This window comes from Novosphingobium sp. TH158 (assembly GCF_002855555.1).
Lineage (GTDB): Bacteria > Pseudomonadota > Alphaproteobacteria > Sphingomonadales > Sphingomonadaceae > Novosphingobium.
Genome location: NZ_PKRT01000001.1, coordinates 793,468 through 820,195, shown reverse-complemented (window position 1 = coordinate 820,195; position 26,728 = coordinate 793,468). Strand labels below are relative to the sequence as shown.

25 protein-coding genes are annotated in these 26,728 nt (G+C 65.0%); 12 read left to right on the top strand and 13 right to left on the bottom strand.

The window, feature by feature from the left end:
• Positions 1-1,572: an AMP-binding protein gene (locus tag C0V78_RS04075; RefSeq protein ID WP_101796553.1), complete on the top strand. Its 1,572-nt coding sequence runs from the start codon at positions 1-3 to the stop codon at positions 1,570-1,572.
• Here the strand turns inward: C0V78_RS04075 and C0V78_RS04070 are convergent.
• A complete protein-coding gene (locus C0V78_RS04070; protein ID WP_101796552.1) occupies positions 1,569-2,357 on the bottom strand; it encodes an enoyl-CoA hydratase/isomerase family protein in 789 nt (262 codons plus the stop codon). The genes C0V78_RS04075 and C0V78_RS04070 overlap by 4 nt on opposite strands.
• A gap of 124 nt (positions 2,358-2,481) precedes the next feature.
• Between C0V78_RS04070 and C0V78_RS04065 the strand changes: the two genes are divergently transcribed.
• Positions 2,482-3,627 (top strand): acyl-CoA dehydrogenase family protein, encoded by a 1,146-nt coding sequence (locus tag C0V78_RS04065; RefSeq protein WP_101796551.1) that lies wholly within the window; start codon positions 2,482-2,484, stop codon positions 3,625-3,627.
• Positions 3,627-4,544, top strand: coding sequence for an acyl-CoA dehydrogenase family protein (locus tag C0V78_RS04060; RefSeq protein ID WP_101796550.1), 918 nt, complete (start codon positions 3,627-3,629; stop codon positions 4,542-4,544). Before C0V78_RS04065 ends, C0V78_RS04060 begins: the two co-directional genes overlap by 1 nt.
• Before the next feature lie 3 nt (positions 4,545-4,547).
• Here C0V78_RS04060 and C0V78_RS04055 read toward each other — a convergent pair whose 3' ends face one another.
• From C0V78_RS04055 to C0V78_RS04035, 5 genes are all read right to left on the bottom strand, one after another.
• Positions 4,548-5,468 (bottom strand): TIGR03619 family F420-dependent LLM class oxidoreductase, encoded by a 921-nt coding sequence (locus C0V78_RS04055; protein ID WP_101796549.1) that lies wholly within the window; start codon positions 5,466-5,468, stop codon positions 4,548-4,550.
• 46 nt (positions 5,469-5,514) lie between these two features.
• Positions 5,515-6,714, bottom strand: a complete 1,200-nt coding sequence (locus C0V78_RS04050; protein ID WP_254049809.1) for a CaiB/BaiF CoA-transferase family protein — start codon at positions 6,712-6,714, stop codon at positions 5,515-5,517.
• Positions 6,714-7,853 (bottom strand): CaiB/BaiF CoA-transferase family protein, encoded by a 1,140-nt coding sequence (locus C0V78_RS04045; protein WP_101796548.1) that lies wholly within the window; start codon positions 7,851-7,853, stop codon positions 6,714-6,716. Before C0V78_RS04045 ends, C0V78_RS04050 begins: the two co-directional genes overlap by 1 nt.
• A gap of 106 nt (positions 7,854-7,959) precedes the next feature.
• Positions 7,960-9,375 (bottom strand): SRPBCC family protein, encoded by a 1,416-nt coding sequence (locus C0V78_RS04040; protein WP_101796547.1) that lies wholly within the window; start codon positions 9,373-9,375, stop codon positions 7,960-7,962.
• Between the two features lie 14 nt (positions 9,376-9,389).
• On the bottom strand, positions 9,390-10,634 hold the full coding sequence (locus tag C0V78_RS04035; protein ID WP_371514418.1) for an amidohydrolase family protein: 1,245 nt from the start codon (positions 10,632-10,634) through the stop codon (positions 9,390-9,392).
• A 102-nt stretch (positions 10,635-10,736) separates the two neighbouring features.
• Between C0V78_RS04035 and C0V78_RS04030 the strand changes: the two genes are divergently transcribed.
• The 4 genes from C0V78_RS04030 (at position 10,737) to C0V78_RS04015 (ending at position 14,512) form a co-directional block, all read left to right on the top strand.
• Complete coding sequence (locus C0V78_RS04030) at positions 10,737-11,141, top strand: 2Fe-2S iron-sulfur cluster-binding protein (protein ID WP_371514417.1); 405 nt, start codon at positions 10,737-10,739, stop codon at positions 11,139-11,141.
• 98 nt (positions 11,142-11,239) lie between these two features.
• Complete coding sequence (locus tag C0V78_RS04025; RefSeq protein ID WP_101796545.1) at positions 11,240-12,538, top strand: cytochrome P450; 1,299 nt, start codon at positions 11,240-11,242, stop codon at positions 12,536-12,538.
• The gene (locus C0V78_RS04020) at positions 12,538-13,371 is read left to right on the top strand and encodes an SDR family NAD(P)-dependent oxidoreductase (RefSeq protein ID WP_254049808.1); all 834 of its coding nucleotides are present in this window, start codon (positions 12,538-12,540) and stop codon (positions 13,369-13,371) included. Before C0V78_RS04025 ends, C0V78_RS04020 begins: the two co-directional genes overlap by 1 nt.
• A gap of 64 nt (positions 13,372-13,435) precedes the next feature.
• Positions 13,436-14,512, top strand: coding sequence for a hypothetical protein (locus tag C0V78_RS04015; RefSeq protein WP_101796543.1), 1,077 nt, complete (start codon positions 13,436-13,438; stop codon positions 14,510-14,512).
• A gap of 9 nt (positions 14,513-14,521) precedes the next feature.
• On the opposite strand, the gene C0V78_RS04010 is transcribed toward C0V78_RS04015, so the two are convergent.
• Both C0V78_RS04010 and C0V78_RS04005 read right to left on the bottom strand, forming a co-directional pair.
• Entirely contained in the window at positions 14,522-15,289 is a 768-nt protein-coding gene (locus C0V78_RS04010) for an SDR family NAD(P)-dependent oxidoreductase (protein ID WP_101796542.1), read from the bottom strand.
• An 89-nt stretch (positions 15,290-15,378) separates the two neighbouring features.
• Positions 15,379-15,873 (bottom strand): flavin reductase family protein, encoded by a 495-nt coding sequence (locus C0V78_RS04005; RefSeq protein WP_101796541.1) that lies wholly within the window; start codon positions 15,871-15,873, stop codon positions 15,379-15,381.
• A 157-nt stretch (positions 15,874-16,030) separates the two neighbouring features.
• Between C0V78_RS04005 and C0V78_RS04000 the strand changes: the two genes are divergently transcribed.
• The 3 genes from C0V78_RS04000 (at position 16,031) to C0V78_RS03990 (ending at position 18,657) form a co-directional block, all read left to right on the top strand.
• The gene (locus tag C0V78_RS04000; protein WP_101796540.1) at positions 16,031-16,918 is read left to right on the top strand and encodes an NAD(P)/FAD-dependent oxidoreductase; all 888 of its coding nucleotides are present in this window, start codon (positions 16,031-16,033) and stop codon (positions 16,916-16,918) included.
• Positions 16,919-16,929: 11 nt separating this feature from the next.
• Entirely contained in the window at positions 16,930-17,247 is a 318-nt protein-coding gene (locus tag C0V78_RS03995; RefSeq protein ID WP_101796539.1) for a hypothetical protein, read from the top strand.
• An 87-nt stretch (positions 17,248-17,334) separates the two neighbouring features.
• Entirely contained in the window at positions 17,335-18,657 is a 1,323-nt protein-coding gene (locus C0V78_RS03990; protein WP_101796538.1) for a hypothetical protein, read from the top strand.
• Between the two features lie 223 nt (positions 18,658-18,880).
• On the opposite strand, the gene C0V78_RS03985 is transcribed toward C0V78_RS03990, so the two are convergent.
• The 5 genes from C0V78_RS03985 to murI all read right to left on the bottom strand — a co-directional run bounded on the left by C0V78_RS03985 (position 18,881) and on the right by murI (position 24,924).
• Positions 18,881-20,035, bottom strand: a complete 1,155-nt coding sequence (locus C0V78_RS03985; protein WP_101796537.1) for an aminotransferase class I/II-fold pyridoxal phosphate-dependent enzyme — start codon at positions 20,033-20,035, stop codon at positions 18,881-18,883.
• 74 nt (positions 20,036-20,109) lie between these two features.
• Complete coding sequence (locus tag C0V78_RS03980) at positions 20,110-21,738, bottom strand: DUF2853 family protein (protein WP_144039830.1); 1,629 nt, start codon at positions 21,736-21,738, stop codon at positions 20,110-20,112.
• Between the two features lie 133 nt (positions 21,739-21,871).
• Positions 21,872-23,086: a 5-aminolevulinate synthase gene (hemA, locus tag C0V78_RS03975; RefSeq protein ID WP_101796535.1), complete on the bottom strand. Its 1,215-nt coding sequence runs from the start codon at positions 23,084-23,086 to the stop codon at positions 21,872-21,874.
• A gap of 93 nt (positions 23,087-23,179) precedes the next feature.
• Positions 23,180-24,103, bottom strand: a complete 924-nt coding sequence (locus tag C0V78_RS03970; RefSeq protein ID WP_101796534.1) for an MBL fold metallo-hydrolase — start codon at positions 24,101-24,103, stop codon at positions 23,180-23,182.
• 11 nt (positions 24,104-24,114) lie between these two features.
• On the bottom strand, positions 24,115-24,924 hold the full coding sequence (gene murI / locus C0V78_RS03965) for a glutamate racemase (protein ID WP_101796533.1): 810 nt from the start codon (positions 24,922-24,924) through the stop codon (positions 24,115-24,117).
• A gap of 78 nt (positions 24,925-25,002) precedes the next feature.
• On the opposite strand from murI, the gene plsY reads away from it, so the two are divergent.
• Positions 25,003-25,593: a glycerol-3-phosphate 1-O-acyltransferase PlsY gene (plsY, locus tag C0V78_RS03960; protein WP_101796532.1), complete on the top strand. Its 591-nt coding sequence runs from the start codon at positions 25,003-25,005 to the stop codon at positions 25,591-25,593.
• Positions 25,590-26,714 carry a DNA-processing protein DprA gene (dprA, locus tag C0V78_RS03955; RefSeq protein ID WP_101796531.1) on the top strand — a complete coding sequence of 375 codons (1,125 nt, stop codon included), beginning with the start codon at positions 25,590-25,592 and terminating at the stop codon, positions 26,712-26,714. The genes plsY and dprA overlap by 4 nt, the downstream gene beginning before the upstream one ends.
• Positions 26,715-26,728 lie beyond the last annotated feature (14 nt).

Here is a 26,728-nt window from a genome sequence, read left to right as displayed (position 1 = left end):
ATGCCCGGACACCATCCGTCAGCCCACGCGCTGAGTCGGCCCGATCATCCCGCGCTGGTCATTGCCGATACCGGCGAGGTGCTGACCTATCGCCAGCTCGACGAGGGCTCCAACCGTTTTGCCCAGCTGCTGCGGTCGCACGGGATTGCGCCGGGTGACCGGATCGGCGTGATGATGCGCAATTCGCTGCTCGTGCCGATAGTCTACTGGGGCGCGACGCGTTGCGGTGCGATGGTGACGATGCTTTCGACGCATCTGAAGCCGGAAGAAGCGGCCTATATCCTTGGCGATTCCGCGTCGAAGCTGCTCGTGCTGTCCGCGTCGGTCGGGGCCACGCCCCGCACGCTTGCCGCCCAGCGTGCCGAACTGATCCCCGGCGTGTCGGAAATCTTCTTTGCCGACGATGACGAGCCGATTGCCGGCGCGACTTCGCTGGGCGAGGCTTTGGCGGCGATGCCTGCCGAGCCGGTTGCGGACGAGATATCCGGCTTCCACATGCTCTATTCGAGCGGCACCACCGGTCGGCCAAAGGGCATCGCCGTGCCGTTCACGCCCGGCCCGATCGACGAGTTCAACCCGTCTGAGGGGCGGCCGGACATGTACCAGCCTTTCGATCCGCTGGTCGCCTGGAATGCCGGGCCGCTTTACCATGCCGCGCCGCTCTCCGGCATGGTCATAACCCAGCGGCTGGGCGGCACCTTTGTAACCCTGAAAAAGTTCGACGCCGAGGCTACGCTGCGGGCGATCCAGGATTATCGGGTCAATCACGCCCAGTTCGTGCCGACCATGTTCGTGCGCCTGCTGGCCCTGCCGGACGAAGTGCGGCTCAAATACGATACCTCGTCGCTCAGGCTGGCGATCCATGCTGCGGCGCCATGCCCGGTCGAGATCAAGCGCCGCATGATCGAATGGTGGGGGCCGTGCATCTTCGAATATTACTCAAGCACCGAGGGTGTCGGCGCGACAGCGATCTCGGCTGAGGAGTGGCTGCGCAAGCCGGGCTCGGTCGGGCGCAGTTCGATGGGGCCGATCCATATCTGCGACGAGGATGGCAACGAGCTGCCGGCCGGCGAATCCGGCGTGATCTGGTTCGAGGCGCCCGAGGGCCGGACGATCAGCTATCTCAACGACCCCGAAAAGGCCCGCCGCGCCACGCATCCGCACCACGCCAACTGGTTCACCGTGGGCGATATCGGCAGGTTGGACGAGTACGGTTACCTGTTCCTGACCGATCGCAAGGACTTCATGATCATCTCGGGCGGGGTGAACATCTATCCGCAGGCGATCGAGGATTGCCTGATCGTCCATCCCAAGGTGCTCGATGCCGCCGTGATCGGCGTGCCGAATGCCGAATACGGAGAGGAAGTGAAGGCGGTGATCCAGCCGAAGGACTGGTCGCAGGCCGGGCCGGAACTGGAAGCTGAACTGCGCGAATGGTGCCGCACCCGCATTTCGGCGGTTACCCAGCCGCGCAGCTATGACTTTGTCGAGGAGCTGCCCCGCATCCCTTCCGGCAAGCTCGCGAAGCACGAGCTGCGGAAGGCATACGGGAACCCTGTCGCCACCGTTTAGACCTCGGGCAGGTCGTCGGGAATCCAGTTCGGCTGGCGCTTTTCCATGAAGCTGCGCATGCCCTCGCGCACTTCGGTGCCATAGGCGAGGCTGGCGAACATCGTCTCGTAATCGATGGCGGCATATTGCTGGTTGAGCATCCGCTTGACGTGGGCGCGGGCTTCGGGTGCGGCCTTGAGCAGTTCGACCGTGGCCTTGAGCGCTTCTGCCCGCAGGTTCTCATGCGGGACGATGCGGCTGACGAGGCCGATGCGATGGGCTTCGGCGGCGTCGATCGAGCGGGCGGTGAGCAGCAGGTCGCGCGCCTGCGCCATGCCGACATGGGCGGGAAGCACGGCGGCATAGGTTGCATCGACGATGCCGCGCAGCAGTTCGGGCACCCGGAAAGTCGCCTTTTCCGATACGACCGCAACGTCGGCCATCATCGCGACGAGCAGGCCGCCGGCCTGGCAGATGCCGTTGACGGCGCAGACCACAGGAGCAACCGATTCGCGGATCGCGACGAAAGGCAGGGTCTCGTAAGTCAGGCCTTCGGGCACTTTTTCGTCGCCCGGCTCGTAACGGCCGCCCAGGTCGCCACCGGGAGCGAACACATCGCCCGTGCCGGTGATGATAAGGGCGCGCAGGTCATTGTTCTTGTCGTTGACCATGCGGACGGCGCGCTTGATGCCGAAGTACATGGCCGGGGTAAAGGCATTGCGGGCGTTCGGCCGGTCGATCGTGCACCACAGGATCGGTCCCTCGCGTTCCAGCTTCAGGCATTCGGCGCCGACATTCAGGTCCATGACAATCTCCTTTGCCGCAATTCTGTGGCAAGGGTGCGCGCGCCACAACCGGTCCCGGCGCTCTATCACCCCAGCGTTGCGCGGGGTCTGGAACCTTGACCGGGGCTGGTCTAACCGGAGCGACATGGAGTTCACCTGGAACGAAGATCAGCAGGCGTTTCGCGACAAGCTGTGCGCCTTCCTCGATGCCGAGCTGCCCGATGACTGGGAGAAGTTTTCCCAGCACGGCCCGGCAAGCCCTGCGTTAACGCGCTTTGCCGCCGAATTCTGCCGCAAGCTGGCGGATAACGGCATGCTGTTTCCGCACTGGCCGGTGGAACATGGCGGGCAGGGCCTGGATGCATGGCACCAGCAGATCCTGGCCGAAGTCATGTGGGAATACGGCGAGCCGCGCGGCGGCCAGTACATGAACGTCAACTGGATCGGGCCGACGCTGATGAAGTACGGCACGCCCGAACAGCAGGCGCGCTACCTGCCGCAGATCGCGCGGGGCGAGATGCTGTGGTGCCAGGGCTTTTCCGAGCCTGACAGCGGCTCCGACCTTGCATCCCTGCGCACCCGTGCAGTGCTGGAAGGCAACACCTATCGCATCAACGGGCAGAAGATCTGGACCAGCTATGCCGGCCTGGCCGACACCTGCTTCCTGCTGACCCGCACCAGCGACGATCGCAAGCGCGGCATCACGATCCTGCTTGTCCCGATGGACACGCCCGGCATCACTGTGCGCCAGATTCCCAGCCTCATCGGCGAGGGCGACATCCACGAGGTGTTCTTCGACGATGTGCAGGTCCCCATCGGCCAGCGCTTCGGTGAGGAAGGTCAGGCGTGGGAGATCATCTCTTACTCGCTGACCAACGAACGCCTCGGCATCCCGCGCTACCACCTCGCGCGTACTGCGCTTGATCGGGCGGTGGCCATGCTGAAAAACCGCGGTGCCTGGTCGGGCGAACTCGTGATGGCAGAGGCAGGGCGTTGCGCGGCGCTGTGCGAGGCTGCGCGCACGGCCAACTACGCCATTGTCCAGAAGCGCACAGAAGGCCTGGCAGTCGGTCCGGAAGCAAGTTCCGCCCGCTTCGCCACGGTCATGGCGGAACGCGCGGTCTGCGAATTCGTCGTGGAATATGTGCCCGAGGCGCTGGCCGATGCATCGCCCTATCTCAAGATGCATCACCAGCGCGGCATCGTTGCCGGGATCGCATCGGGTGCGGCGGAAATCCAGCTCAACATCATTGCGGGCGACGTGCTCGAACTTCCGAGGGAGCCGCGCTGATGGACCTCGCGCTGAATGAAGACCAACGCCAGATCATCGATTTCCTCGATGGCCTTACGCGTCCCTATGCCACCGTGCCGCTGCACGACACCTCGCTGGCGCTGGTCAGCGATGCGCTGGAAGCGGAACTGGCCGAAGGCGGCTTCCTTGACGTTGCCGCGATGGAAGAACTGGGCGCAGTCACTGCGGCCCTGGTGATCGAACGGCTGGCGCGCCTGCCCTTTGCAGTGGAAGCTGCCGCATCGGCGCTCTTGCGGATCGCCCTCGATCCCGAACTGCCGCGTCCGGTCTGCCTTGTCGAGGAAGGGCAGCTTGCCCGCCCGGTCCGCTACCTGCGGCCGGGAGCAACCGTGGTCGTGGTCGGCAGCAGCGGCGTGCGCAGTTTCACGGCTTCTGCGGAGCAGGTGCGCGTAGCGACGGACGAGCCGCTTTACGCCTATCCGGTGGCCTGCCTGGCGGCTGTGCCGGCCGATGCGCGCGTGCATGATCTCACCCCTGCGGAAGCGCTGCGCCTGTGGCGTGTCGGGGTGGCGGCGGAAACGGCGGGACTGCTCGCCGCCGCGCTGGAAAGCGTCAAGACCTATACCTCGGAGCGCAAGCAGTTCGGCCGTCCGATCGCCACGTTTCAGGCCATGCGCCACCGGCTGGCCGAAGACCAGGTGCTGACGAATGGCGCCTACTGGCTCGCGCTGCGCGCTGCCGGAACCGGCGATGCAGGTGACGCAGCACTGGCGCTCAACCACGGACTCGAAGCGGCGAAGAAGGTGGCGTACGATTACCACCAGTTCATGGGTGCCATGGGCATGACGCTGGAGCACCCGATGCACCTGTGGACCTATCGCCTCAAGTTCCTGACCGGTGAGCTGGGCGGGCGACAGGCACAGGCGGTTGCGGCGGCAGAGGCGATCTGGGGCTGATCCTCAGCGGATTGCCGGCATGATCTCCTCGGCCACCCACTGCGTATAGTCCATGTATTCCTGCACCCCAGTGACGGCGGGGATGGGAATGCCGCTCATCGTCACGCCCAGTTCCTTGAACCATGAAAGGCGGTCGATGATCTCGGCCTTGGTTTGCCCAGGCCGCGCCTTCGGATCGTCGATCACCACATGCCCTTCGCCCACGCGGCTGGTCGAAAAGCCGTAGAACACGTGTTCCAGCTTGCCGGCGTAGTCGGGCTGGGACTTGATGTAGTCGATCTTGTCTGGGATCGTCTCCGGCTTGGTGAGGAACGGCCACCAGCCGGAGCAATAGCGGCCACATCGGCGCAGCACCGGATCAGCATCGCCCCCCAGCCAAAGCGGCAGGTGAGGCTTCTGGACGGGCTTGGGCTCGAACGCGACATCCCGGAAGTTGACGTACTTGCCTTCGAACTCCGGATTGTCGCTGGTCCACAGCTCGATGATGGCGGCAAGGTATTCCTCGCAGATCGCCCCGCGCTCCTTGAATGGCACGCCCAGGATGTCGAACTCTTCCTCCAGCCAGCCGGCGGCGAACGTGATCATCGCCCGGCCGCTCGACATCCAGTCCAGCGTTGCCAGCGCCTTGGCCGAGACAATAGGGTTCTGCAGCGGCAGGATCGAGATGCAGGAATTGACGCGGATCGTCTCGGTCGCCCCGGCGAGGTACGACATGCCGGCGAAGGCATGGAAATAGAACGGACCGGAAAGGCCGATGTGCTGGCGCGGGATGATGTGATGTTCCGGCACCGAGATCATGGCGAAGCCCAGCTTTTCCGCCCACTTCGCCAGTCGCGTCTGGTCAGCGCCGGTAACCTGCAGTTCCCACGGCTGCATCGATGCCTTGAGCTCGAGCATGTGCGGCATCGAAAAGGCCAGTTCCATTGTCCGTCTCCCAGTTCTTGCCGGAAGGCTGGCGCGGATGGACGCGCTAGTCGATAACCTTTCGCTCCTTCAGCACCGCAATATCGCCGGGGGGAAGGCCCAGCAGCTCGCCATAGACATAGTCGTTATGTTCGCCAAGCAGCGGTGCGCCCCGTCCGATGCGCGCTTCGTCCGGCGCCATGCGCCAGGGCGGGCCGATAACGGGGCGCGTGCCGGTGTGATGATCGCTGACCATGCGATAGCCGCCGCGCGACCACATCAGGTCATCGGAGCACAGGTCGATCGAGCTTTGCGAGCGGAAGGCCGGCACGCCGCGGACCCGCAGCGCTTCGCCGAGTTGTCCGGCGCTGCGGAGCGCCGTTGCGGCTGCGATCATTGCATCGATGCGGTGCCGGTCTGCTTGCCGGAGTTCCAGCGAGGCGTGCTCCGGCGCGGCAGGCAGGCCAAGCTCTTGGCATAGCGCCGACCATTCGTCCTCGCCGTCGACCGCGATCGACAGCCATTCGCCGTCGGCACAGGGATAGGCCCCATGCGGGCACATCCCGCCGTGGAAATTGCCATCGGCCTGCGGCACCGTGCCAGTCACGCTCCACGATAGCAGGCTGTCGCCGATCAAGCTGGTCATTGCCTCTACCGCAGAAAGGTCGATGAACTGGCCTTCGCCGGTCGTTTCGCGATGATGCAGCGCGGCCACGATGGCGAGCGCCGCGCAGGCTCCGGCGCTGGAATCGCCGTAACGGATGTTCATGCCGCGCGGCACCTCGCCCTCATGCCCGACGAGATAGTTCAGCCCGGACAGGGCAGCGAAGCAGGGGGCATAGCCGGTCTGGTAGGCAAGCGGACCTTCATTGCCCCACATCTTCACCGAAAGCTGGATGATGTCCGGCCTGATCTTTCGGAGGCTTTCGTAATCGAGGCCCGACCGCTCCATCGCGCCGTGCCGTATATTGTCGATCACAACGTCGCTCTGGGCGACCATCCTGCGGACCAGATCCAGCCCTTCCGGCGTCTTCATGTTGACCTGGACGGAGAGCACCTCCTGGTTGATCGACAGGAAATAGGGGGCCGCATTAACATCGACCCCGCCATAGGCCCGCATCTCGTCAAGGTTGGTCATCGATTCCACCTTGATCACCTCCGCACCCAGCTGGGCCAGGTACTTGCCCGCATAGGGGCCGGCCCAGACCTTGGTGAAGGCAAGGACACGGATTCCCGAGAGCGGTCCACCGCGATCGGGCATCGGCATCAGGCAATCTCCCCGTCATGCTGCCCCAGCGCCGGGGCAGGGGAGGCCAGCTGCACCGGCGTTGCGCTCATGCGGTAGCTGACGGTGGGGTAGAGCGCCTTGCCCAGCACCGGGTGGGACAGCTTCTGGAAAAAGCCGCGGTGCCGGAACTGCTCGTTGCCCGGCAGTTCGGCGGCGCTGTTGACCGGTACGATGGTAACGCCCAGCTTCTGCCCTTCGACCGAGACGCAATGCTTGTGCTGGACCCGCGCCCAGTCCGCGAAGTGCCGGCGAAACTGCGCGACGCGATCGGGGGTGCACTGGAACTCCAGCCAGTCCTCCGGGAATGCGGTGGCCCATTCAGGATTGCCCATCAGCGTGACCAGGCCCTTCCAGTGCGCCCGGGTGGTGATGATCATGTAGAGGAAGCCGTCAGCGCAGGCGAAGGCTGCGGCCGGGCCGCCCATGTCATAGGCCGTGCGCGCGCGGCTTGGCTCCTGTTCACCGGCAAGCATGCGGCCAAGCACGCAGTCGGTGCGGTTTACCTGAACCTCGACCTCGGAAATGTCGATTGCCTGCCCGTGTCCCGTCCGACGCTGGCGCAGCAGGGACGACAGCACGCACAGCGCCGCATCGATTCCCGTCTCGTAGTCCGGCAGGAAACGTCCGGCGCCCTTCAGCGGCGGCTTGTCCGGCGCTGTCTCGCTGGGTGTGTGATAGGCCCAGCCACCGGCATTGATCACGTTGAGCGGCCTGGCGATCTGGCATTCCTGGGGCGCACCCTGGCCGAAGGGCGTGATCAGGCAATGGACCAGCCGGGGAAACCGGGCCGAAAGCTCCTGCGGGGGGGACAGGGGGCTGGGGTGATCGTCGATCAGCGCGTCGGCGCGGGCGATCAGCCGTTCAAGGCGCTCCCGGTCGGCCGGCAGGTGGGGATCAAGCACCACGGACTTCTTGTTGGTGTTGAGATAGGCGAACACGGTCGATCGCTCGGCGCCCGGCAGATCGTCCTTGAAGGGCCCCATGTGGCGGGTTGGCGAACCGCCGGGCCGCTCCACCTTGATTACTTCCGCCCCGAAATCGGCGATGAGCTTTCCGCAATATTCGCCGCAGACGCGCTCGGACAATTCGATGACTGTCAGTCCCTTCAGCGCGTTCACAGGCCTTGTCCATCGTCGATTGCAGGTGTCGAGCCAGCCGGATGCCGGCCGTGCTGCGATAGCAGGAAGCGCAGCATTGCGTCAGGCCCGTCCTTGCCGTGTCCCGTCACGACCGGGTGGGCACCTTTGCAGGCATGGCGACATATTTGTCGATGGCCTGCTCGAAGTGGCGGATGCGGATTTCCTGGTAATTGCCCAGCGTAAGCCCCGCCTTCGCCGAACACTCCAGCCCCTCCTGCTGGGCAAGCAGGTTGTCGGTATCCTGATCTAGGATCCTGCCAAAGCCGGGGTCCATGCCTTCCGCTTCGGTGAACGACTGGTGATCCCTCAGGATTACCGGTTCTGCCGGTTCGGGCCGGGGGCCGCCGCTGGGCGCGGGGCGCAGGAACATCACCTCGTAAATGCAGCGCCGGTGGTCCTTCGGGTCCGGGCGGAAACGATAGACCATCGGCAGCGAGATGCCCGGGAACAGGAAGGTGTTGGGGAAGATCGTGTAGCTGAAGCAATCGAGGATCTCCGAATCCGACACGTGCGACAGATCGGATTGCGTTGCCTGTTCGAACATGCCGCGGAACATGTCGGCCATGGCCTGGCGGGCGCTACCGCCTTCGGGAACCTTGGGACGGTCGTCCGAGAGGACCGAGGCATCGCCGACCGTGAACTGATCGAGGATTTCCTGCTCGGTGAACTTTCCTTCAAGGTGCGGACTGATGACGCCGAGGCATGAGATGAAGCGATCCACGTGTTCGCCATAGAAATCGTACTGCGAATTGGCGTCGGCGTTGGAAGGCGCCACCTGCGGGTGCGTATCGAGCACGTGGTAGGCCTCCATGAAGGCGCCCATCGTCAGTTTCCAGTTCGCCGGGAAGCTCTTCTGCACGTGGACGTGGATGTAGCGGTCTTCCAGCTTCCAGGCCTCGATATGGCTCAGCGCTTCGGCACCCAGGTATTCGCGCAGGCCGGGGGCATCGGGGTCCATGTTGATCCACACGAAGCCGCCCAGCCTTTCCACCCGCGCTTCGGGCAGGTTCAGGCTGGCGCGGTCGACATGGGGGAAATCCCACGGGCAAAGCACCTGCCTGTTGCTGCCGTCGAGGTTCCAGGACCAGCCGTGGAAGGGGCATTTGAACTCGCTGGCATAGCCCGACGTGGCCGAAGGGCGCAGCTTGGTGCCACGGTGCAGGCAGGCGTTGAAATAGGCCTTGATCCGGTTCTCTTCCGTGCGGGTGACAAGGAAAGACCACGGGCCGATATCGTAGACATAGTAATCGCCCACTTCGGGAATGTGCTCCTCGCGGCAGGCGAACTGCCAGGTGCGGGTCCACATCGATTCCAGTTCGCGCTGCGCGAAGGCGGGGTCGATGTAACGCTCCTTCGAAATGTCTTCGCTGCCAAGGTACTGGTAGCTTTCACTGGTTACCCAGCCGGGGGCCTTGACCTTGTCCGCGGCGATGATTTCCTGCGTGGAAATGGCGGGGCAGCGGGCTTCGCCGGGGTTCAGCTTGCCGGTTTCGATGTTCATGGGCATGGCCTCCTTCAGGCGATCATGTTCTTGTAAAGCGCGCCGTCCTTCATGATCAGCGCCATGCGCGCAGGATCGACGAGCAGGGAAAGGTCTGACAGCACGTCGCCGTCGATCAGCAGCAGGTCGGCCAGCTTGCCCGGCTCGATCGTTCCGAGATCGCCCTCGTCGCGCATGGCTAGGCCGCCATTGCGCGTGGCGCAGGTCAGCGCCCCTTCCGGGGTATAGCCATAGTAATCCACGAAGTGCTGCACATCGCGGGCATTGGTTCCCTGCCGGTTCCATGCCAGCCCATAGTCCCCGCCAATCAGGTGGCGGATGCCGCGCTTGCGCAGGGCGGTATGGGTTTCGATGGAAGCTTCGACCAGCGCCGGGATGCCCATGGCCTCTGCCGTGCCCTTGAGGAGCCAGGGCTCGCCTTCGTGAATCATGGTGTGGAACAGGCCGATCGATGGCGCGACGAACACGCGGTCCTTCGCCTCTTCCAGCAGGTCGAGCATTTCCTCGTCGTGGAATTCGGCATGGAGAATGCCGGCCACGCCGGCCCGCACGCAGTATTTGACGCTGTCTATCGATCGCGCATGGGCGTTTACCTTGCGGCCGAACCCGCGCGCCGTATCGACGGCCATCTTCACTTCTTCGAAGCTCATCGGCGTGGTGTGTGCCGGGGCCGAGGGATAGAACGGGTCGCCCGAGACATCGAGCTTGATGTTGTCGCAGCCCTCGCGGCAGGCGATGCGAACCGCACGGCGCATCTCTTCCGGGCCGTTGACAATCATCGAGATGCCGACGCGTTCCGAATGCTCGCGGCTTTCATCGCCGATCGATCCCGTGACGGTGATTTCCAGGCTTCCCGCCCGGATGCGCGGGCCGGGAATGGTGCCGGCATTCACCGCATCGCGGATTGCCACGGCCAGCCGCATCTTCGCCTCGGAAGCGCCGTAGAAGCTGGTGAACCCGGCATCGAGCAGGGTCTTTGCCCCTTGCATGGTGATCAGCGTGTGGGCTTCGGGCGAGGGGGCGATAATCTGGTCGGTACTGGCAGCATCGCCGAACGACATGTGCCCATGGCCTTCGACCATGCCGGGCATGAGGAACCGCCCCGCCGCATCTATCCGACAATCGCCTTCTTGCGACGCAACCGAGCCGGCGGGGCCAACCGCGACAATGCGGTTGCCGGCGATGGCCAGATCGCCTGCAAAGGGCGGCTTACCCGTCGCATCGAAGATCGTCGCATTGGCAATGACGGTTCTGGCCACTGGCATATCCTCTCATGGCGGCATGGCGCGCGCTTCGGTTGCATGATGAATAGGCGCAGGTGCCGCTCAGCCAAATGACTGGCGGCGCACTGGCGGTTTCCCATGGCGGCGAGGGGCGAGGCAGGCCTTGCCTCGACCGGGCGGCTGCTTCAGGAAAAGCCGGTCGCCGGGAGAGAGGATATGGGCAAGCTCAAAGTAACGATGACGGACGCAAAGGGGCAGACCCGCACCTTCGACGATGTCGATGAAGGTGTCAGCCTGATGGAGCTGGCGAAGGCACGCGGCGTAGAGGGTATTGCCGGCGATTGCGGCGGCGGCTGTTCCTGCGCGACCTGCCATGTCTATGTCAGCGCAGACTGGTTCGCCCGGGTTGGTCCGCCCGATGATATCGAGGCGGACATGCTCGACATGGCGGCAGAGCCGCGTGAAACCAGCCGTCTTTCCTGCCAGATCACCCTCTCCGCGGAACTGGACGGGATCGAAGTGACGGTTGCCCCCGCGGGCTGATCTGCTTTGCCGCAAGGGGCAAGTCCCGGTTCGAGAGAGGTTATGGCGGGCGCGATAGCCCCGCGCCATGATGCCAGGATCAAACGGGACAGGATTCGATGATGGCAAGCCGCGACGTTACCCCCGCAGACAAGGATCTGATCGAGCACGGCACGCTGGCCGATTATGCCATCCAGTCGCAGCCGCACGCGTTCTATGCCGCGTTGCGCCACGGCGATCCGGTGCATTACGACCCCAAGCTGGATTCCTGGCTGGTCACCCGGCACGAAGACATTTTCTTCGTCCAGTCCGACCCGATCACCTTTTCGGTGAACAAAGGCTATCACACCCAGCAGGCGCGCGGGATGCAGGCCGAATTCCAGGAAATCCTGAAGAACGAAGGCGGTGGCTATTTCCCCGACGCGATCATGTCGGACCCGCCGTACCACACGCGCATCCGCAAGCTGATGGAGAACGCCTTTACCGCGCACCGCGTGAAGGCGCTGGAGCCGCGGATCGCTGCGGTGGTCGCCGAGGTGCTCGAAGGCGTTGCCGATCGCGGCAATGCCGATGCGGTAAAGGACATTGCCGTGCCGCTGACGATCCGCGTGATTGTCGAGCAACTGGGGCTCGATCACGGCATGGAAGACAAGATCAGCCGCTGGTCTGTCGCCGTAACGGCGCAGATCGGGCGGATGCAGGACCGCGACCAGATGCTGGAGAACGCCCGCCAGATCTGCGACCTTCAGCATTACATCATCGGGAAGATGAAGGAGCGCGAGGCCAATCGTGGCGAGGACATGATTTCCGACATCGTCCATGCCAGACTACCGAACGAAGACGGCACGGCCGACACGCTGACCTTTGCCGAGGCGGTCAGCCTGATCCGCGCCATCCTGATCGCCGGAAACGATACGACCGCAACGGCCATCGGCAATCTTTTCTACCTGATCACCACGCGCCCCGGCTTTGCCGACCTGCTGAAGGAAGTGGTGGAAGATGACCGGCGGCTGTCGCGCTTTGTCGAGGAACTGCTGCGCATCGAACCGCCCGTGCGGGCGCTTTCGCGCCTGGCGACGCGTGAGGTGGTCGTAGGCGGTACGACGATCCCCGAGGGCGCGCACATGCTGCTCGTCTACGGCTCGGGCAACGATGACGAGACGGTGTTCCCCGATCCGCGCAAGTTCGATCTGGACCGGCCGAACATTGCCCGCCACGTTGCCTTCGGCGGCGGCCCGCACCGGTGCGTGGGTCTGGCGCTGGCGCGCATGGAGGTGAAGGTGATGGCTCGTGAGATCGTCCGGCGCATGGACAACATCCGGCTGGCCATCCCGGTCGAGGATATCCGATACGTGCCGACCGTGGCGACCCGCACCATCGAGAGCCTGCCGATCACTTTCACCCGCAGGTCAGCCTGATGGGCGAGCTTTCCGGAAAGGTCGCCGTCATCACCGGCGGGGCGAGCGGGATCGGCCGGGCTTCGGTTGAACTGTTCGTCGCCGAAGGGGCCAGCGTCGTTATTGCCGACATGGACGAGGCCGGTGGGCAGGGGCTGGCCGATAGCCTTGGCGACAAGGCCGTATTCGTCCGCACCGACGTGGCGGATCGCGATCAGGTGCAGGCGGCGGTCGATCTTGCCGTTGCGCGCTTTGGCGGGCTCCACATCATGTTCAACAATGCCGGAATGTCCTGCGCCGCCTATCCCGATTTCATCGACGACCGGCTCGACGATTTCGACCGGGTGATGCGGGTGAACGTGCTGGGTCCGATGCTCGGCACACAGATCGCCGCACGGCACATGAAGGACCATGGCGGCGGGGTCATCCTCAACAACAGCTCGATTGCGGGATCGCTGGCCGGTCATGCGATGATGACATACCGCGCATCGAAGGCAGCGCTGAACCAGTTCAGCAAGTCTGCCGCCATCGATCTTGGCCGCTATAACATCCGGGTAAACTGCCTCGTGCCGGGGCATATCCGCACACAGCTTTCGTCATTCCAGCAGGGGGCGGCAGATGACCGGATCGCGCAGTTGGAGCGCGAGGTCGATGCGGTCTACCTGTCCAACCAGATCCTCAAGCGGCGCGGCGATCCAGAGGATTGCGCGCAGGCGGCACTGTTCCTTGCCAGCGATCGTGCGAGGCAGATCACGGGCATCCTGATGCCGGTGGAGGCCGGGGTGACGGCGGGCGATCCGGTGAACCATCTTGCCGACATTATGGATGCGCGGCGCCGGGTGCTTGGCAGCTAAGGCATCGCTGCGGCGGCTTGCCCGGACGCCGGATTGCGGCACCATGGCGCCAGGGAGAATTGCCATGACGGACTGGACCGGCGGCCTGCCGATCGACATCGATTACATGTTCCCTTCGCGCCCTGAAGACCCGGAGATGCGCGAAAGTGCATCGGTCTGGATCTTTGAAGAGAACGGCTGTTTCGCCCTGCCGCGCGTAGGGATCGAGGCTGTGGGCGCAGCATGGGACCATCACCGGTTCGACATGAACGTGGCCTTCGCCGATGGCAGGGTGCTGCGCGAAAGCAGGGTGGGCAACACCGTTCCCTCAGTCGGTGCCTCGGGAAAGTCTGATACACTGGGCAGTGACGGGATGATCTTCCGCTGCGTGGAGCCATTCCGTCGCTGGGCGGTCAGCTATGATGGCGAGGCGTGGGAAGGATCGGTGGAGGAGCAGATCCGCAGCGAATTCGGCGCCTATGCCGATCCGGGCCGATCCAAGGGACTGGAAGGACGCAGACGCCCCCGGGTCAACTGGGCGGTGGAGCTTGAGATGGTCACGCCGTCATGGGTGCAGGACTATCGCGAGGAGAAGCTGGCAGGCATGACCGAGCGCGAACGCGCCGATGCCGGTTCCATGGGTTATGGCTGGCGGGTGGAGCACTGTTTCCGGGGCAGCGGCGAGCTTTCGATTGATGGCGAGGTCCAGACCTTCAACTGCCTCGGCAGCCGCATCCGGCGCCAGTCCGTGCGGCCGATGGGCGCCTTTCGCGGCCATGCCTGGATGGAAGCCGTCTTCCCCGATGGCCGTGCCTTCGGTTTCATCACCTATCCCCCGCTGCCCGGCGAGGACCCGGAGGATACCTACAACAACGCCTACGTGTGGACGGGCGAGAAGTTCCTGACCGGCAAGGTCCGCAATGCGCCGTTCCTGCGCCGTGTCATGCCGAAGGGCGATGACGTTTCCTGCGCGATCGAGACAGCGGAGGGCACGTTCCACATCGCCGGGGAGACGGTGAATGCCACGTTCCACATGGGCAATCCCGGCACCAATGGCTTCAACAACCAGCAGGGCGGGGTGAGGTTTACCTGGGACGGACAGGTTACCTACGGGATGATCGAGCGTTCGTCTCCGGCGGAGCTTTGCTCGATCATCCTGTAGCGGTCAGGATCAGGCCGAACCCATGTAGCGGCCGCCGTTCACGCTGATCGTCTGGCCGGTCATGTATCCGGCTTCTTCCGAAGCGAGGAAGGCAGCGGCTGCGGCGATGTCCTCGCCCTGGCCGATGCGGCCAACCGGAAGCGCCTTGCCATAAGCTTCGATTGCGCCCGGCTGCTGCATGACATCCGCAGCACGCAGCATCGGGGTATCGATCGATCCCGGAGGGATCATGTTGCAGGTGATGCCATGTTCGCCAAGCGCCATCGCCAGGCACTTGGTAAGGCCAAGCAGCCCGCCCTTGGAGCTGGTGTAATGGGTCTGCAGCGCAGAACCCGACTGAACCGAGGACGAGGTGATGTTGATGATCCGGCCCCACTTGGCCGCGATCATGTCGGGCACGCATTCCTGGCTGACGAGGAACGGACCGACCAGGTTGATCTTCAGCACCTTGGTCAGCAGTTCCTCGCTGATTTCGAGGAAGTTGTTGAACGGCGCGATACCGGCGTTGTTGACGAGGATCAGGATCGGGCCGAGTTCACGGCGGGTCTGTTCGGCTGCGGCCTTGATCGCGGCGGCATCGGAGCAGTCGGCCTGGATGGCAATGGCGGTCCCGCCGGCTTCGCGGACCAGGCGAGCCGTTTCTTCCGCGCCTTCGCCGTTGATGTCCCACACCGCGATCTTCGCGTTGTCCTCTGCCAGGCGGAGCGCCATCGAGCGGCCCATGCCCGAACCTGCGCCGGTAATCACGGCAACCTTGCCATTGAGCGAACGTGTCATTTGCTAGCCTCTTCCCTCTGTCTGGATGGTCTGGATTTGAACGTGTGTACAACAAGCGCGCCTGCGCCTGTCAAACCGCCGGGGCGGATTCAGCTGTTGGCTGAAAAGCCTCCATACTGCCCGCGGTGGAACAGCATCGGGTCGGTCTCGCGATGGGATTCCAGCCCAAGGACCAGTCCGGTGACGAACCAGTGGTCGCCGGCCTCCTGCACGGCATGAAGGCGGCATTCGATCGATACCATCGAGCCTGCCAGCACCGGCAGGTTGTGTTCCGACAGTTCGAACTGCACCCCGGTGAACTTGTCGGGCCCGGACTTTGCCAGCTTGGCGCACAGTTCAAGCTGGTCGCGCGCCAGGACATTGACGCAGAAGTGGCCGGCCTGTTCGATCATCGGCCAGGTGGACGATCGCTTGTCGGGCAGGAAGCCGACGAGCGGCGGATCGAGCGACACCGAGGTAAAGGTGCCGACCACCATGCCCACCGGCGCATCCTGCGGGCCAGGCGCGGTGATGACTGCGACTCCGGTGGGATAGTTGCCGAGGACCTGGCGGAACTTCGCCGATTCGATTGCCATCCCTGCCATCCCGCCGATTCCTTCATGCAATTTTGCCCTTCCTTGGATGAATGGCGCCAGCGAGGCAACGGCGCGATGGCTTGTTGGCGATGCCAATTCGCGTGTCGGGCTTGCAGAACGCGCCGTGATGTGCTGATCACCTGTTCAAACAACGTAGGGGAGTGTCGTGGCAAGGCGGCTCAAGAACCTTGAGGAAGTGGCCGTGATCGGGGCCGGGCTTGCCGGCCTTTCGGCAGCCAGGCAGGCCGCCCGGCTGGGCCGGATGGTCACGCTGTTCGAGGCGTCGGGCCTCTACGGCGGTCTCGTTGCCACGCTGGGAGAGGTTGAGGACCTGCCGTTTCCAGGCACATGGTCGGGACAGGATCTTGCCATGCACCTGCTCGAACAGAGCCAGAAGGTTGGCGTGCGGCTGATCGATGCGGCGGTCGAGCGGCTGGAACTGGGCGACAGGATTTCGCTGGCCGATGCCAATGGAGCAACCTACGCCCCCGATGCGGTGATTGTCGCCACCGGCGGCTCGCTCCGCAAGCTGGGCGTTCCGGGCGAAGAAGAATTTGCCGGCCGCGGCGTATCGCGCTGCGCCACCTGCGATGGCGGGTTCTATCGCGGCAAGCATGTTGCGGTGATCGGTGGCGGTGATGGTGCCGTGCACGAGGCGATGACCCTTTCCCGGGTGGCCGGGCAGGTGACCATGGTCTGCCGAAGCCCCCTGAAGGCGCGCCGCGAGCACATCGACAAGCTGGATGCCCGCGATAACGTGCGGTTCGTCTGGGATAGCGAGGTAACCGCCATCCACGGCGACATGAAGGTTACGGGCCTTGCCCTGCGCAACCTGCGCAGCGGAGAGGTCAGTGAGCTGGCCTGCGATGGCGTATTCCCCTTTATCGGGATCGACACGGCCAACCCGCTGGTTGCCGCCTGTGCGGGCGGCGACCCGCGCATTTTCCTGGCCGGGGCCGCGCGTGCGGGTTTCGGTGGCACCGGGATCGAAGCAATGGCAGAAGGCGTGAGCGCGGCCGAGGCAGCGCACCGCTTCCTGTCGGGAAGCAAGTGAGAGGATAGACGATGGCAAGCAAGGAAGGCCAGTACTCGGTCGTCTGGCCGTCCGGAGAGCGGCGGCTGAAGGTCCGCAAGCTGGCGCGGCGGCTCGATACGCTCAATGGCAAGACGGTGGCCCAGTTGTGGGATTTCCTCTTTGCCGGTGACGAGATCTACGACGCGCTGGAAGGTAAGCTTCGCGAGACCTATCCGGACGTGAAGTTCATTTCCTGGCGGGAATTCGGCAATATCCACGGCCAGAGCGAACGCGAAATTCTCGCCTCGCTGCCCCAGCGCTTCAAGGAGCTAGGGGTGGACGCGGCCATAACAAGTATGGCCTGCTGAGGTTCTTGCACGCCCGCCGTGTTGCGGGCCAGCGAGGCATGTGAAAAAGCCGGAGTGCCGACCGCTTCGCTGGTATGCGAAGGGTTCATGAGTCAGGCCTATGCGACGCGCATGGGGCTGGGCTATCCCAACTTGCCGGTGGCGACGATCGTCGGCCATCCCGGTGCGCAGTCGGTCGAGGAGATTCGCCGCAACGCCGTGGAGGTTACGGCTGCCGAAGTGATCGCCAACCTCACCGTCCAGCCGGACGAGGTGGTGCTGGAAGACGAGCCGGGATCGCGCGATGTCGTGTTCACCGGCAGCTTCGAGGAGGTGAACGATTTCTTCTACGAGCGCGAATGGAGCGACGGTCTGCCCATCGTTCCGCCAACGCCCGAGAAGATCGCCGAGTTCCTGAGCTACACCGACCGCGATCCGGATGAGACGCTGGGCATCGTCCTGCCGGAAAGCCGCGCAGTGACGATCTGGTCGATCGCGGTGAACGGCGTGATGGCCGGGTGCCGACCGGAATACATGCCGATCCTGATCGCCCTGGGCGAGGCCATGGCCGATCCGATGTATGGCGTGGAGCATTCGGGCAACACGCCGGGTTCGGAAACGCTGATCATCCTCAACGGGCCGATCATCAAGCAGCTTGGCTTCAACTACACCCAGGGCGTGCTGCGCGACGGGTTCAAGCCGAACACCTCGGTCGGCCGTTTCTGGCGGCTTGCCTTGCGCAACATCGCCGGCTTCCGCCTGCACAAGACGGACAAGGGCTGCTTCGGCAATACCTTCCGCGTGGTGCTGGCGGAGAACGAGGACGCGCTGGCCGCCATCGGCTGGCCGTCGAACGCCGAGGACATGGGCTTTGCCACGGGCGACAACACCGTCACCATCACCCGCATGACGGGCGGCGATGTCATGCCGTCTGTCACCGGGGCAACGCCCGAGGCGATGATGCCCTATCTGGCGGATGGCGTGGCCAAGGAAACCGGCTGGGAGATATCCTTCACCGTCGGCGGGCTGACGTTCGGCACCCTGCGACCGGCGCTGGTGCTCAGCCCGATCCTGGCCGAAACCATCGCCAAGGCCGGCTGGAGCAAGGACGACGTAAAGCAGTACCTGTTCGACAATGCCCGCATGGAAGCTGGCCGGGTCGAGCAGATGATGAACGTCTGGACCGAGTTCAAGATCGGCAGCCTTAAGCATCAGGTCATGCTGGGGCGCCTGCCGGCGGACTTTGCCGAAAGCGACGATCCCAAGCGGCTCGTGCCGATCGTTACCCGGCCGGACGAGTTCATGGTGCTGGTTTCCGGCGATCCGCTGCGCACGAATGCCTATGCCTTCGCGCACAACGGCTATCTGGGCTTCCCGGTGGCGAAGAAGATCGCCCTGCCGGAAGACTGGGAGGCACGGGTCGTGCGCTGATCCATTGCTCGTGAGGTTGACAAGGTTGACACCGTGTCAACCTCGCGCGGCAAGCCTTCAGCCCAGCGTTCCTGCGGGTATCGGGTGGTTGCAGTGCGCATTTGTCGCAGGGAAAAATAAAAAAGCGGCGCTGTCGTTCGCCCGGGAACGCGCGGCAGGATCGACGATGTCAAGGAGCCTGCCGGTTATACGCTGCGCGGGGCGTGTAGGACAGCGCCCGGCGTCACAGGCTCGCGCGGAACGCTGCCATGCGCTGCACTGCCTCCCGCAGGCTGCTTTCGGGCTTGGCGTGGCACAGGCGCAGCACGGTTTTCACGCCGCCGCCTTCGCACAGGGCCGACACCGGAATGGTCGCCACGCCGCCGTGATTGACCAGAGCTTCGGCAAAGTCCTCGTCCGCCAGCGTGATGCCCGATGCCGGCAGGTCGATGCAGGTGAACCAGGTTGCGCTGTTTTCCAGCACGGCAAAGCCGGCATCGCGCAGGCAGGCGGAAAGCACGGTGCGGCCGGGGTTCCAGCCTTCATTTCGCGCGTCGATCACGCCATCCATCGCCAGCCCCTCGGCCACCGCATATTGCAGGGCAGGCGGCGTGGTGAAGGTGATGAACTGGTGGGCGCGGGCTAGGGCCTGGGCAATCGGCGGTTGCGCGCAGAGCCAGCCGATCTTCCAGCCGGTGAGACCAAAGATCTTTCCGGCCGATCCGATCTTCACCGACCGCTGCGCCATTCCCGGCATCGAGAAGAGCGAGCGGTGCGGGCGCCCGTCAAAGCGAACCGCTTCCCACACATCGTCGCAGATGGCGATCAGGTCATTCGCGAGGCAAATGTCCGCCAGCATCGCCAGTTCCGCCTCGCTCGCGCAGGTGCCGGTGGGGTTGAGTGGATCGTTCAGCAGCATCACCCGCGTGCGCGACGTTATTGCCGCCTCGATGCGCGCCCGATCGTAAGTCCACTGCGGGGGCAGAAGGTCAATGAACACGGGCACGCCGCCTGCGCGGCGGACCATCGGCGCATAGACATCGAAGGCCGGATTGAAGATCAGCACTTCATCGCCGGGGTTCACCGTGGCGAGGATGGACACGGCGATGCCTTCGGTCGCCCCCGAGGTGACAAGGATGTTGTCGCGATTGAGGTCAAGGCCCTGCCGCTGGCGATAGAATTCGGCCACGGAATCGCGCAGTTCGGGCACGCCGGGGCTGGGGGGATACTGGTTGGATCGGTCGCGAAGCGCCCGGGCCGCTGCCTCGATCAGTTCGCGCGGGCCGCTATCGTCGGGAAATCCCTGGCCAAGGTTGATGCGCGAGCCATCGCGGCACAGCGCGGACATCTTTTCGAAAATGGTGATGCCCATCCGGGCGTAGATCGGGTTCAGCTCCATCGCGGAGCCTGCCTAGGCAATTGGCCGGGCGGGGGGAAGGGCGGAAGCGCAGCGGCTTCCACCCTCCATGCCGATTACTTCACCGAAACTTCCACCCGGCGCGCCGCTGCGGCGGGAACGCTGGTGTCGGTCGTGTTTTCCGGTTTCACGAGGGTGACGGCAGCTTCGGGAGCACCCGCCGCCAGCAGCGCCGCCTTCACCGCCTGTGCGCGTTCCTTGGAAAGCCTGGCATTGGCCGCCGCATTGCCGCTGGTGTCGTTGTAGCCCGAAACGGCGAGCGCGGCCCCGGTGTTGGCATCAAGATAGGCCTTCAGGCCGCCTGCCGCTTCGGTGAGTGCCGCCGGAGCCGTGGTCTGGCCCGTGCTGAAATAGACCTTCACCACCGGCTTGCCCTCGCGCATTTCCACCGTCACGCCCTCGCCCGAAGGAATGGCTGCCTGGCCTTCCGCAGGGGCGGAAGCGAATGCGGCGGGCAGGGCTGCCGCAGCGCCGGCCGCGGCTGCGTTCACGGCAGGGGCATCGGCCTCTGTGCTGACCGCCGGGCTGCGCAGGAAGAACCACCAGATCGCCAGCAGGAGCAGCAGCAGGAGCAACAGCCACCACAGCCAGTTCATTGAACCACCTTCGCGATCCTCATCGCCCAGCAGGCCTTGCACGGCATCGCCTGCGCCCGATGCCAGCCCAGCCATTCCGGCAGTTGCCGCACCAGCCACGCCGGCGACAGCGGCACCGGCCTTTTCAACCGCCTCTGCCGCGCCCGAGGCGACACTGCCGGCAAGGTCTGCCGCTCCGGCAAGGGCATTGCCCGCGGTATCGGCCGTCTTGGCTGCAACGCTGCCTGCGGTTGCCGCGACGGCACCCGCCGCGCCTGCTGCGACAGCCGCGACCTTGGTCGCGGTGGCGGCAGCAGCAGTGACGGCCGCTTCGCTGGTATCGACTGTAGCTTTTGCGGCTTTCCTGCTCTTAGTGCCAAGGCTCGCCAGCGTGGCGACACCCGCTGCGCCAGCAGCAGCCTTGGCAGGGGCGGCCTTCTTCTTTGCCGGGGCCTTGGCTGCGGCCTTCGGTTCGGCGGCGATCTTGGCAGGCGTAGCCTTTGCCGCCTTTGCAGCGGGCGTTGCCTTGGCCGGTGCGGCCTTCGTGGCTGTCGCCTTGGCCGTGTCAGCCTTGGCCGTCGTGGCTTTTGCCGGTGCTGCCTTGCTGGCCGCAACCTTCGTGGCGCTCGCGGGCTTTTCCGCCTTTGCGGCAGGCGCCTTCGCAGCTGGGGTTTTGCCCAGTGCAGCCTTTGGAGTGGCGGCCTTGGCGGAAGCTGTCTTGGCCGGTGCCTTTGCCTTCTCCGGCTTGGCCTTTGCCTTGGGCGCAGCTGGGGCCTTCGCCCCCGGCTTCTTCGCGAACAGGCCGAGTTTGTCGAAGTCCCGGGCCAGCAGGTAATAGACCGTGACGCGGTTCTTCGTGCGATCGCCCTTCATCGCCGCGCCAACCTTGGCAATGGCTTCGTCCAGCACATCGTCGGCAAGGGAAAGGCCCAGCTTCTTCTTCAGGTAATTGGTGCGCACCCGGGCGAGTTCGGTGGGATCGGAGAAGCTCACCAGCGCCGAATCGCGATTTCGCAGCGCGATCCCGCAGTACCTGACGATTCCGGCGATTATGCTTTCGTCTGCGTCAGGCGCATATTTCCTGACGTCGGCGGCCCAGTTTTCGGCCATCATCCCCTCCCATATCCCGGTTGCGACACCAGCCCTGCAGGCACGACCCGTCAGGGCGATGGGGGAGCCTATCGCTTTTTCATGGAAGGTCCATTGTAAACTGATGCGGCCCCGAAACGGAGCAATCCCGCCTTCAGGCGGCGAGCTTCAGTTCCAGCCGTTCCCAGATTTCGACCAGCGCTTCAGTCAGTTCTCGCATCATCGCTTCGCTGTGCGAAGGCCCGGGGGTGAAGCGCAGGCGCTCCGTTCCGCGCGGCACGGTGGGGAAGTTGATTGGCTGCACATAGACGCCGTATTCGGCGAGCAGGATGTCGCTGATCTGCTTGGCGCGCACCGGATCGCCGACCATCAGCGGCACGATGTGGGTGGTGCTGGGCATCACCGGCAGGCCGGCATCGGCGAAGCTCTTTTTCAGGAAGGCGGCGGCGGCCTGCTGGCCATCGCGCTCAACGCTCGAGCTCTTGAGGTGGCGGACCGAGGCGAGCACGCCCGCGACCAGCACCGGGCTGAGCGAGGTGGTGAAGATGAAGCCGGGGGCATAGGAGCGGATCACGTCGATGATCTTGCGATCAGCTGCGATATAGCCGCCCATTACGCCGAAAGCCTTGCCCAGCGTGCCTTCGATGATGGTGATGCGCTTGGCCGCATCGTCGCGATCGGTGATGCCGCCGCCGCGCGGGCCGTACATGCCAACGGCGTGAACCTCGTCGATATAGGTCAGCGCGTTGTACTTGTCCGCCAGGTCGCAAATGGCGTGGATCGGCGCAATATCGCCATCCATCGAATAGACGCTTTCGAAGGCGATCAGCTTGGGCACGTCCGGATCGGTTTCGGCCAGCAGCTGTTCCAGGTGTTCAAGATCGTTGTGGCGGAACACCTTCTTTTCGGCGCCAGAATTGCGGATGCCGGCGATCATGCTGGCGTGGTTGAGCTCGTCCGAGAAGATCACGCAGCCGGGAAGGATCTTGGCGAGGGTGGAGAGCGTCGCGTCGTTCGAGACATAGCCCGAAGTGAACAGCAGCGCGCCTTCCTTGCCGTGCAGGTCGGCCAGTTCGGCCTCAAGCTCGATATGGTAATGGGTGTTGCCGCCGATGTTGCGGGTGCCGCCCGAACCGGCGCCGACATCGTGCAGCGCCTGTTCCATCGCCTCGATCACTTTGGGGTGCTGCCCCATGGCGAGGTAATCGTTCGAGCACCAGACGGTGATCGGCTTGGGCCCGTTATGACCGGCAAAGCAGCGCGCGTTGGGGTAGGCACCCTTGTTCCGGAGGATATCGATGAAAACGCGATAGCGACCTTCGGAGTGGAGTCGCTCGATCGCTGCATCGAAAATCTTGTCGTAATTCACGCGCCGCTGTCCTTGTCGGCCAGATAGCTGGCCCGTCAAATGGCGCGCCTTTAGACGATCCGCGCCCCGGTTGCCAGAAACTTTGTGTAGCGTTCAGTCGCCGATCCGCTGGAAGCCCATGCCGTTACCGGGATCGAGGATCCAATCGGAATCGTGCCCCGGAACGATCGCCAGCGCGGGGGTGCCGCGATGCTCCGCCTTCAAGGCGCGCAGCCAGCCTACCATCGCGGCGCGGTCCTGCGGGACGAGGCGGTCCGAAAGCAGCCGCGAGGGCGGGCGCTCCTGCTGCCAGTTCATCACCAGGACTGCCGTGTCCCCGGCGAACAGGTACTCCTTGCCGCTCGCCAGGCGGACATAGATCATCTGCGATCCGGGGGTGTGGCCCGGCGTGGGGATCACTACGACGCCCGGCGCAACGGCTTGCGGGCCGGCAGCGCCGATGCGCGGGGCAATGGCCGTTCCCTGCGGCCAGGGCAGGAAGGACGAGGGCCTCGTCGTGGCTGCTGCCTGCGCGGGATTGAGCATCACGCGCGACAACAGCGGCGCGCCCCCTTCGGCCCCCGCCAGTGCGGCCAGCCCGCCGAGGTGATCGGCATGCTCATGCGTGAACAGGATGGTCCCGGCTTCGCGCAGCGACTTGTTGACGCGGGCCTGTGCCGGTTCGTCAAAGGCTTCCATGCCCAGTTCGTCCGCATAGGCGCGGGTCATGCCGCTATCGATCATGATCGGCGGCCTGCCGGGCACATCGAGGCGGAAGGCCATCACCGCGATCAGACGCCGCTTGAAGCCCGATCCTGCAGCAAAGAGATTGCCGGGCACACGCTTCCACGCAACGATGTCGAGGCTGATGCGCTCAGGCCGGGGACCGGGCATCGCCTCGGCAAGGCGACGCGCTTCTGCCAGTCGCAGGTCTTTCGGCGGAACTCGCCACGGGCTGGTGTCGAGCAGCAGGTACCACACCGGGCCGCCGAGGATCAGCAGCAAGGCAAGCAGCAACAGGTTGATGCGACGGGTCATTTGCCCCCTGCCTATAGCATGAGGATCCGGGAAATCCCGAACTTCCCGAAGGCCGGTGCCAGCGCATCGGCAAGGGCAGTGTCCTTGCCGGTCAGCAGGGCGCAGTCGGGGTCAGGGCGGGTGAATTGCTGGCCGGCAGTAAGGGCGGCGATCCGACGGGCAATCCCCGCTGCCCCGTCGATGAAGTGCACCTGCGGGCCGAAAGCCTGCGCCAGCTCATCCTTCACGAGCGGGAAATGGGTGCATGCCAGCACCACCGTATCGATCCGCTCAGCTCCGGGCTGGCGGCGCAAGCCCTCGGCAGCCCGCATGAAAACGGCGCTGTCCACGGGTTCCCCGCGCAGCTTGGCCTCTGCCGCACCGACCAGTTCGGGGGCGGCATGGCGCAGCAGGGTCTTCCCCTTGGCGAATTCCACCTCCAGCCGGTCGACATAGGGCTGGCGGATCGTGGCCGCCGTTCCCAGCAGGCCGATCACTCCGGTGCGCGTCATTTCCGCAGCGGGCTTGATCGCCGGGACCGTGCCGACGATCGGCACTTCCAGCACATCGCGCACCATGGCGAGGGCAATGGTCGAGGCGGTGTTGCAGGCGATGCAGATCAGCCGCGGCTGGTATCGTTCGGACAGGCGACCCAGCAATCCGCAGACGCGCGCGGCAATCTCCGCCTCGCTTTTCTCGCCATAGGGCAGGCCGGCAAGGTCTGCGGCATAGATCACCGGTGCCTCGGGCAGCACCTTTCTGAGCTCTGCCAGCACGGATAGCCCGCCGACGCCGGAATCGAACAGCAGCACCGGGGCGGCGGGATCGGGAGAATGAGCCATATCGGCCGCATACCTATTTTTCCGCTGCGCGAATGCAAGCGAAGGCGCTAAGGGGCTGTGCGGAAACGGGGGAAATCGATGGACCTGAATGCCGTGCTGCCAACGCTCATCGCGGGCTACCTGCTGGGATCGGTGCCCTTCGGCCTGATCCTGACGAAGCTGACCGGTGCGGGGGACCTGCGCTCGATCGGCTCGGGAAATATCGGCGCCACCAACGTGCTGCGCACGGGGCGCAAGGGGCTTGCGGCAGCAACCCTCCTGCTTGACCTGGCGAAGGGCTTTGCCGCGGTCTGGCTGGCTGGCGAGCTTCCCGGCGGCGATCCGGCGCTTGGCGGGCTTGCCGCGGTAATCGGGCACTGCTTCCCGGTCTGGCTCAAGTTTCGCGGCGGCAAGGGTGTGGCCACGCTCATGGGCGTGTCTCTGGGTCTCGGCTGGCAGATCGGCCTCGTTTACGCCGTGGTCTGGCTCGGCATGCTTGCCATCACCCGCATCTCGTCGCTTTCGGGGATGAGCGCGGCCGTCTCTGCGCCGCTTGCTGCCCTGGCCTTCGGCTTGGGTGACTATGTGCCTGCGCTGGCAATCCTCGCCCTGCTCGTGTTGTGGCTGCACCGGGCCAATATCGCCCGCCTGCGCGCCGGCACCGAACCGAAGGTAGGCTCCAAGGGATGAGCGTGGCCCCGGCGCTCGACCTTTCGCAGGACGAGGCCTTTGCCCGCATCCGCCTGTTGCGCTCGCCCAATGTCGGGCCGGTCAGCTATGCCCAGCTGCTGCGCCGTTTCGGCACTGCCTCCGCCGCGCTTGAGGCGCTGCCCGATCTCGCGGCGCGGGGCGGGGCGCGATACCGGGCCGCTCCCGCAGACCGCATCGAGGCAGAGGTTGCAGCGGTGCGGCGGGCAGGGGCGCGCTACCTGTTCCACGATTCGGCGGACTATCCCGCGCTGCTGGCGGAATGCGACGGTGCACCGCCGATCCTGACGGTGCGGGGCGATGCCGCGCTGGCATCGCGGCCTTGCGTCGCCATTGTCGGCGCGCGCAATGCCTCGGCAGCGGCGGTGAAGCTGGCGCGCGATTTTGCCGCCGCGCTTGCGGGGCAGGGCTGCACGATCGTTTCCGGCCTGGCGCGCGGGATCGATGGCGCCGCGCACAAGGGCGCGCTTTCCGGCGCGGCCAGCGGCGGGGGCACGGTGGGCGTGATCGCCAGCGGCATCGACATTTCCTACCCGCCGGAGCACGCCGCCCTGCAGGAAGAGGTCGCTCGCGACGGCCTGCTGATTGCCGAGCAGCCCTGCGGCACCGAGCCGCTGGCCCGGCACTTCCCCGCACGCAACCGGATCATCGCCGGGATGGCCGCGGGTACTCTGGTGGTGGAGGCCGCGCCAAAAAGCGGCTCGCTTATCACCGCGCGGCTGGCGGGCGAGTTCGGGCGCGAGGTCATGGCCATTCCCGGATCGCCGCTCGACAGCCGCAGCCACGGCTGCAACCAGCTGATCCGCGATGGTGCGGTGCTGGTGCAGCGCCCCGAAGACGTGATCGAACTGCTCCAGGGCTTCACCGGCGCGCCGCGCAGCCGCTTCCGCGAGAGCCAGGACATTCCGCTCTACCGTGCCGAAGCGGAACCCGCCCAGCCTGCCGACATCGCCAGCCTGCTGACGATTGCCCCGGTCTCGGTCGATGAACTGATCCGCCAGTCGGGCGCTTCTGCGGCCGAAGTCCAGCTTGCCCTGCTGGAACTGGAACTGGCTGGCCGGCTGCTGCGCCATGCCGCCGGACGGGTCAGCCTGGCAGGATAGGGCGCCAGCGCTCG

Coding starts and splice junctions, on each gene's coding strand:
- C0V78_RS04065 (WP_101796551.1), top strand. CDS start 2,482: ATGGAGTTCACCTGGAACGAAGATCAGCAGGCGTTTCGCGACAAGCTG.
- C0V78_RS04040 (WP_101796547.1), bottom strand. CDS start 9,375: ATGAACATCGAAACCGGCAAGCTGAACCCCGGCGAAGCCCGCTGCCCC.
- dprA (WP_101796531.1), top strand. CDS start 25,590: ATGAGCGTGGCCCCGGCGCTCGACCTTTCGCAGGACGAGGCCTTTGCC.
- murI (WP_101796533.1), bottom strand. CDS start 24,924: ATGGCTCATTCTCCCGATCCCGCCGCCCCGGTGCTGCTGTTCGATTCC.
- C0V78_RS04055 (WP_101796549.1), bottom strand. CDS start 5,468: ATGGAACTGGCCTTTTCGATGCCGCACATGCTCGAGCTCAAGGCATCG.
- C0V78_RS04030 (WP_371514417.1), top strand. CDS start 10,737: ATGGCGGCGAGGGGCGAGGCAGGCCTTGCCTCGACCGGGCGGCTGCTT.
- C0V78_RS03980 (WP_144039830.1), bottom strand. CDS start 21,738: ATGGCCGAAAACTGGGCCGCCGACGTCAGGAAATATGCGCCTGACGCA.
- C0V78_RS04015 (WP_101796543.1), top strand. CDS start 13,436: ATGACGGACTGGACCGGCGGCCTGCCGATCGACATCGATTACATGTTC.
- C0V78_RS04070 (WP_101796552.1), bottom strand. CDS start 2,357: ATGGACCTGAATGTCGGCGCCGAATGCCTGAAGCTGGAACGCGAGGGA.
- C0V78_RS04050 (WP_254049809.1), bottom strand. CDS start 6,714: ATGCCGATGCCCGATCGCGGTGGACCGCTCTCGGGAATCCGTGTCCTT.
- C0V78_RS04075 (WP_101796553.1), top strand. CDS start 1: ATGCCCGGACACCATCCGTCAGCCCACGCGCTGAGTCGGCCCGATCAT.
- C0V78_RS04025 (WP_101796545.1), top strand. CDS start 11,240: ATGATGGCAAGCCGCGACGTTACCCCCGCAGACAAGGATCTGATCGAG.
- C0V78_RS03995 (WP_101796539.1), top strand. CDS start 16,930: ATGGCAAGCAAGGAAGGCCAGTACTCGGTCGTCTGGCCGTCCGGAGAG.
- plsY (WP_101796532.1), top strand. CDS start 25,003: ATGGACCTGAATGCCGTGCTGCCAACGCTCATCGCGGGCTACCTGCTG.
- C0V78_RS04010 (WP_101796542.1), bottom strand. CDS start 15,289: ATGACACGTTCGCTCAATGGCAAGGTTGCCGTGATTACCGGCGCAGGT.
- C0V78_RS03970 (WP_101796534.1), bottom strand. CDS start 24,103: ATGACCCGTCGCATCAACCTGTTGCTGCTTGCCTTGCTGCTGATCCTC.
- C0V78_RS04020 (WP_254049808.1), top strand. CDS start 12,538: ATGGGCGAGCTTTCCGGAAAGGTCGCCGTCATCACCGGCGGGGCGAGC.
- C0V78_RS04005 (WP_101796541.1), bottom strand. CDS start 15,873: ATGGCAGGGATGGCAATCGAATCGGCGAAGTTCCGCCAGGTCCTCGGC.
- C0V78_RS04060 (WP_101796550.1), top strand. CDS start 3,627: ATGGACCTCGCGCTGAATGAAGACCAACGCCAGATCATCGATTTCCTC.
- C0V78_RS03985 (WP_101796537.1), bottom strand. CDS start 20,035: ATGGAGCTGAACCCGATCTACGCCCGGATGGGCATCACCATTTTCGAA.
- C0V78_RS03990 (WP_101796538.1), top strand. CDS start 17,335: ATGAGTCAGGCCTATGCGACGCGCATGGGGCTGGGCTATCCCAACTTG.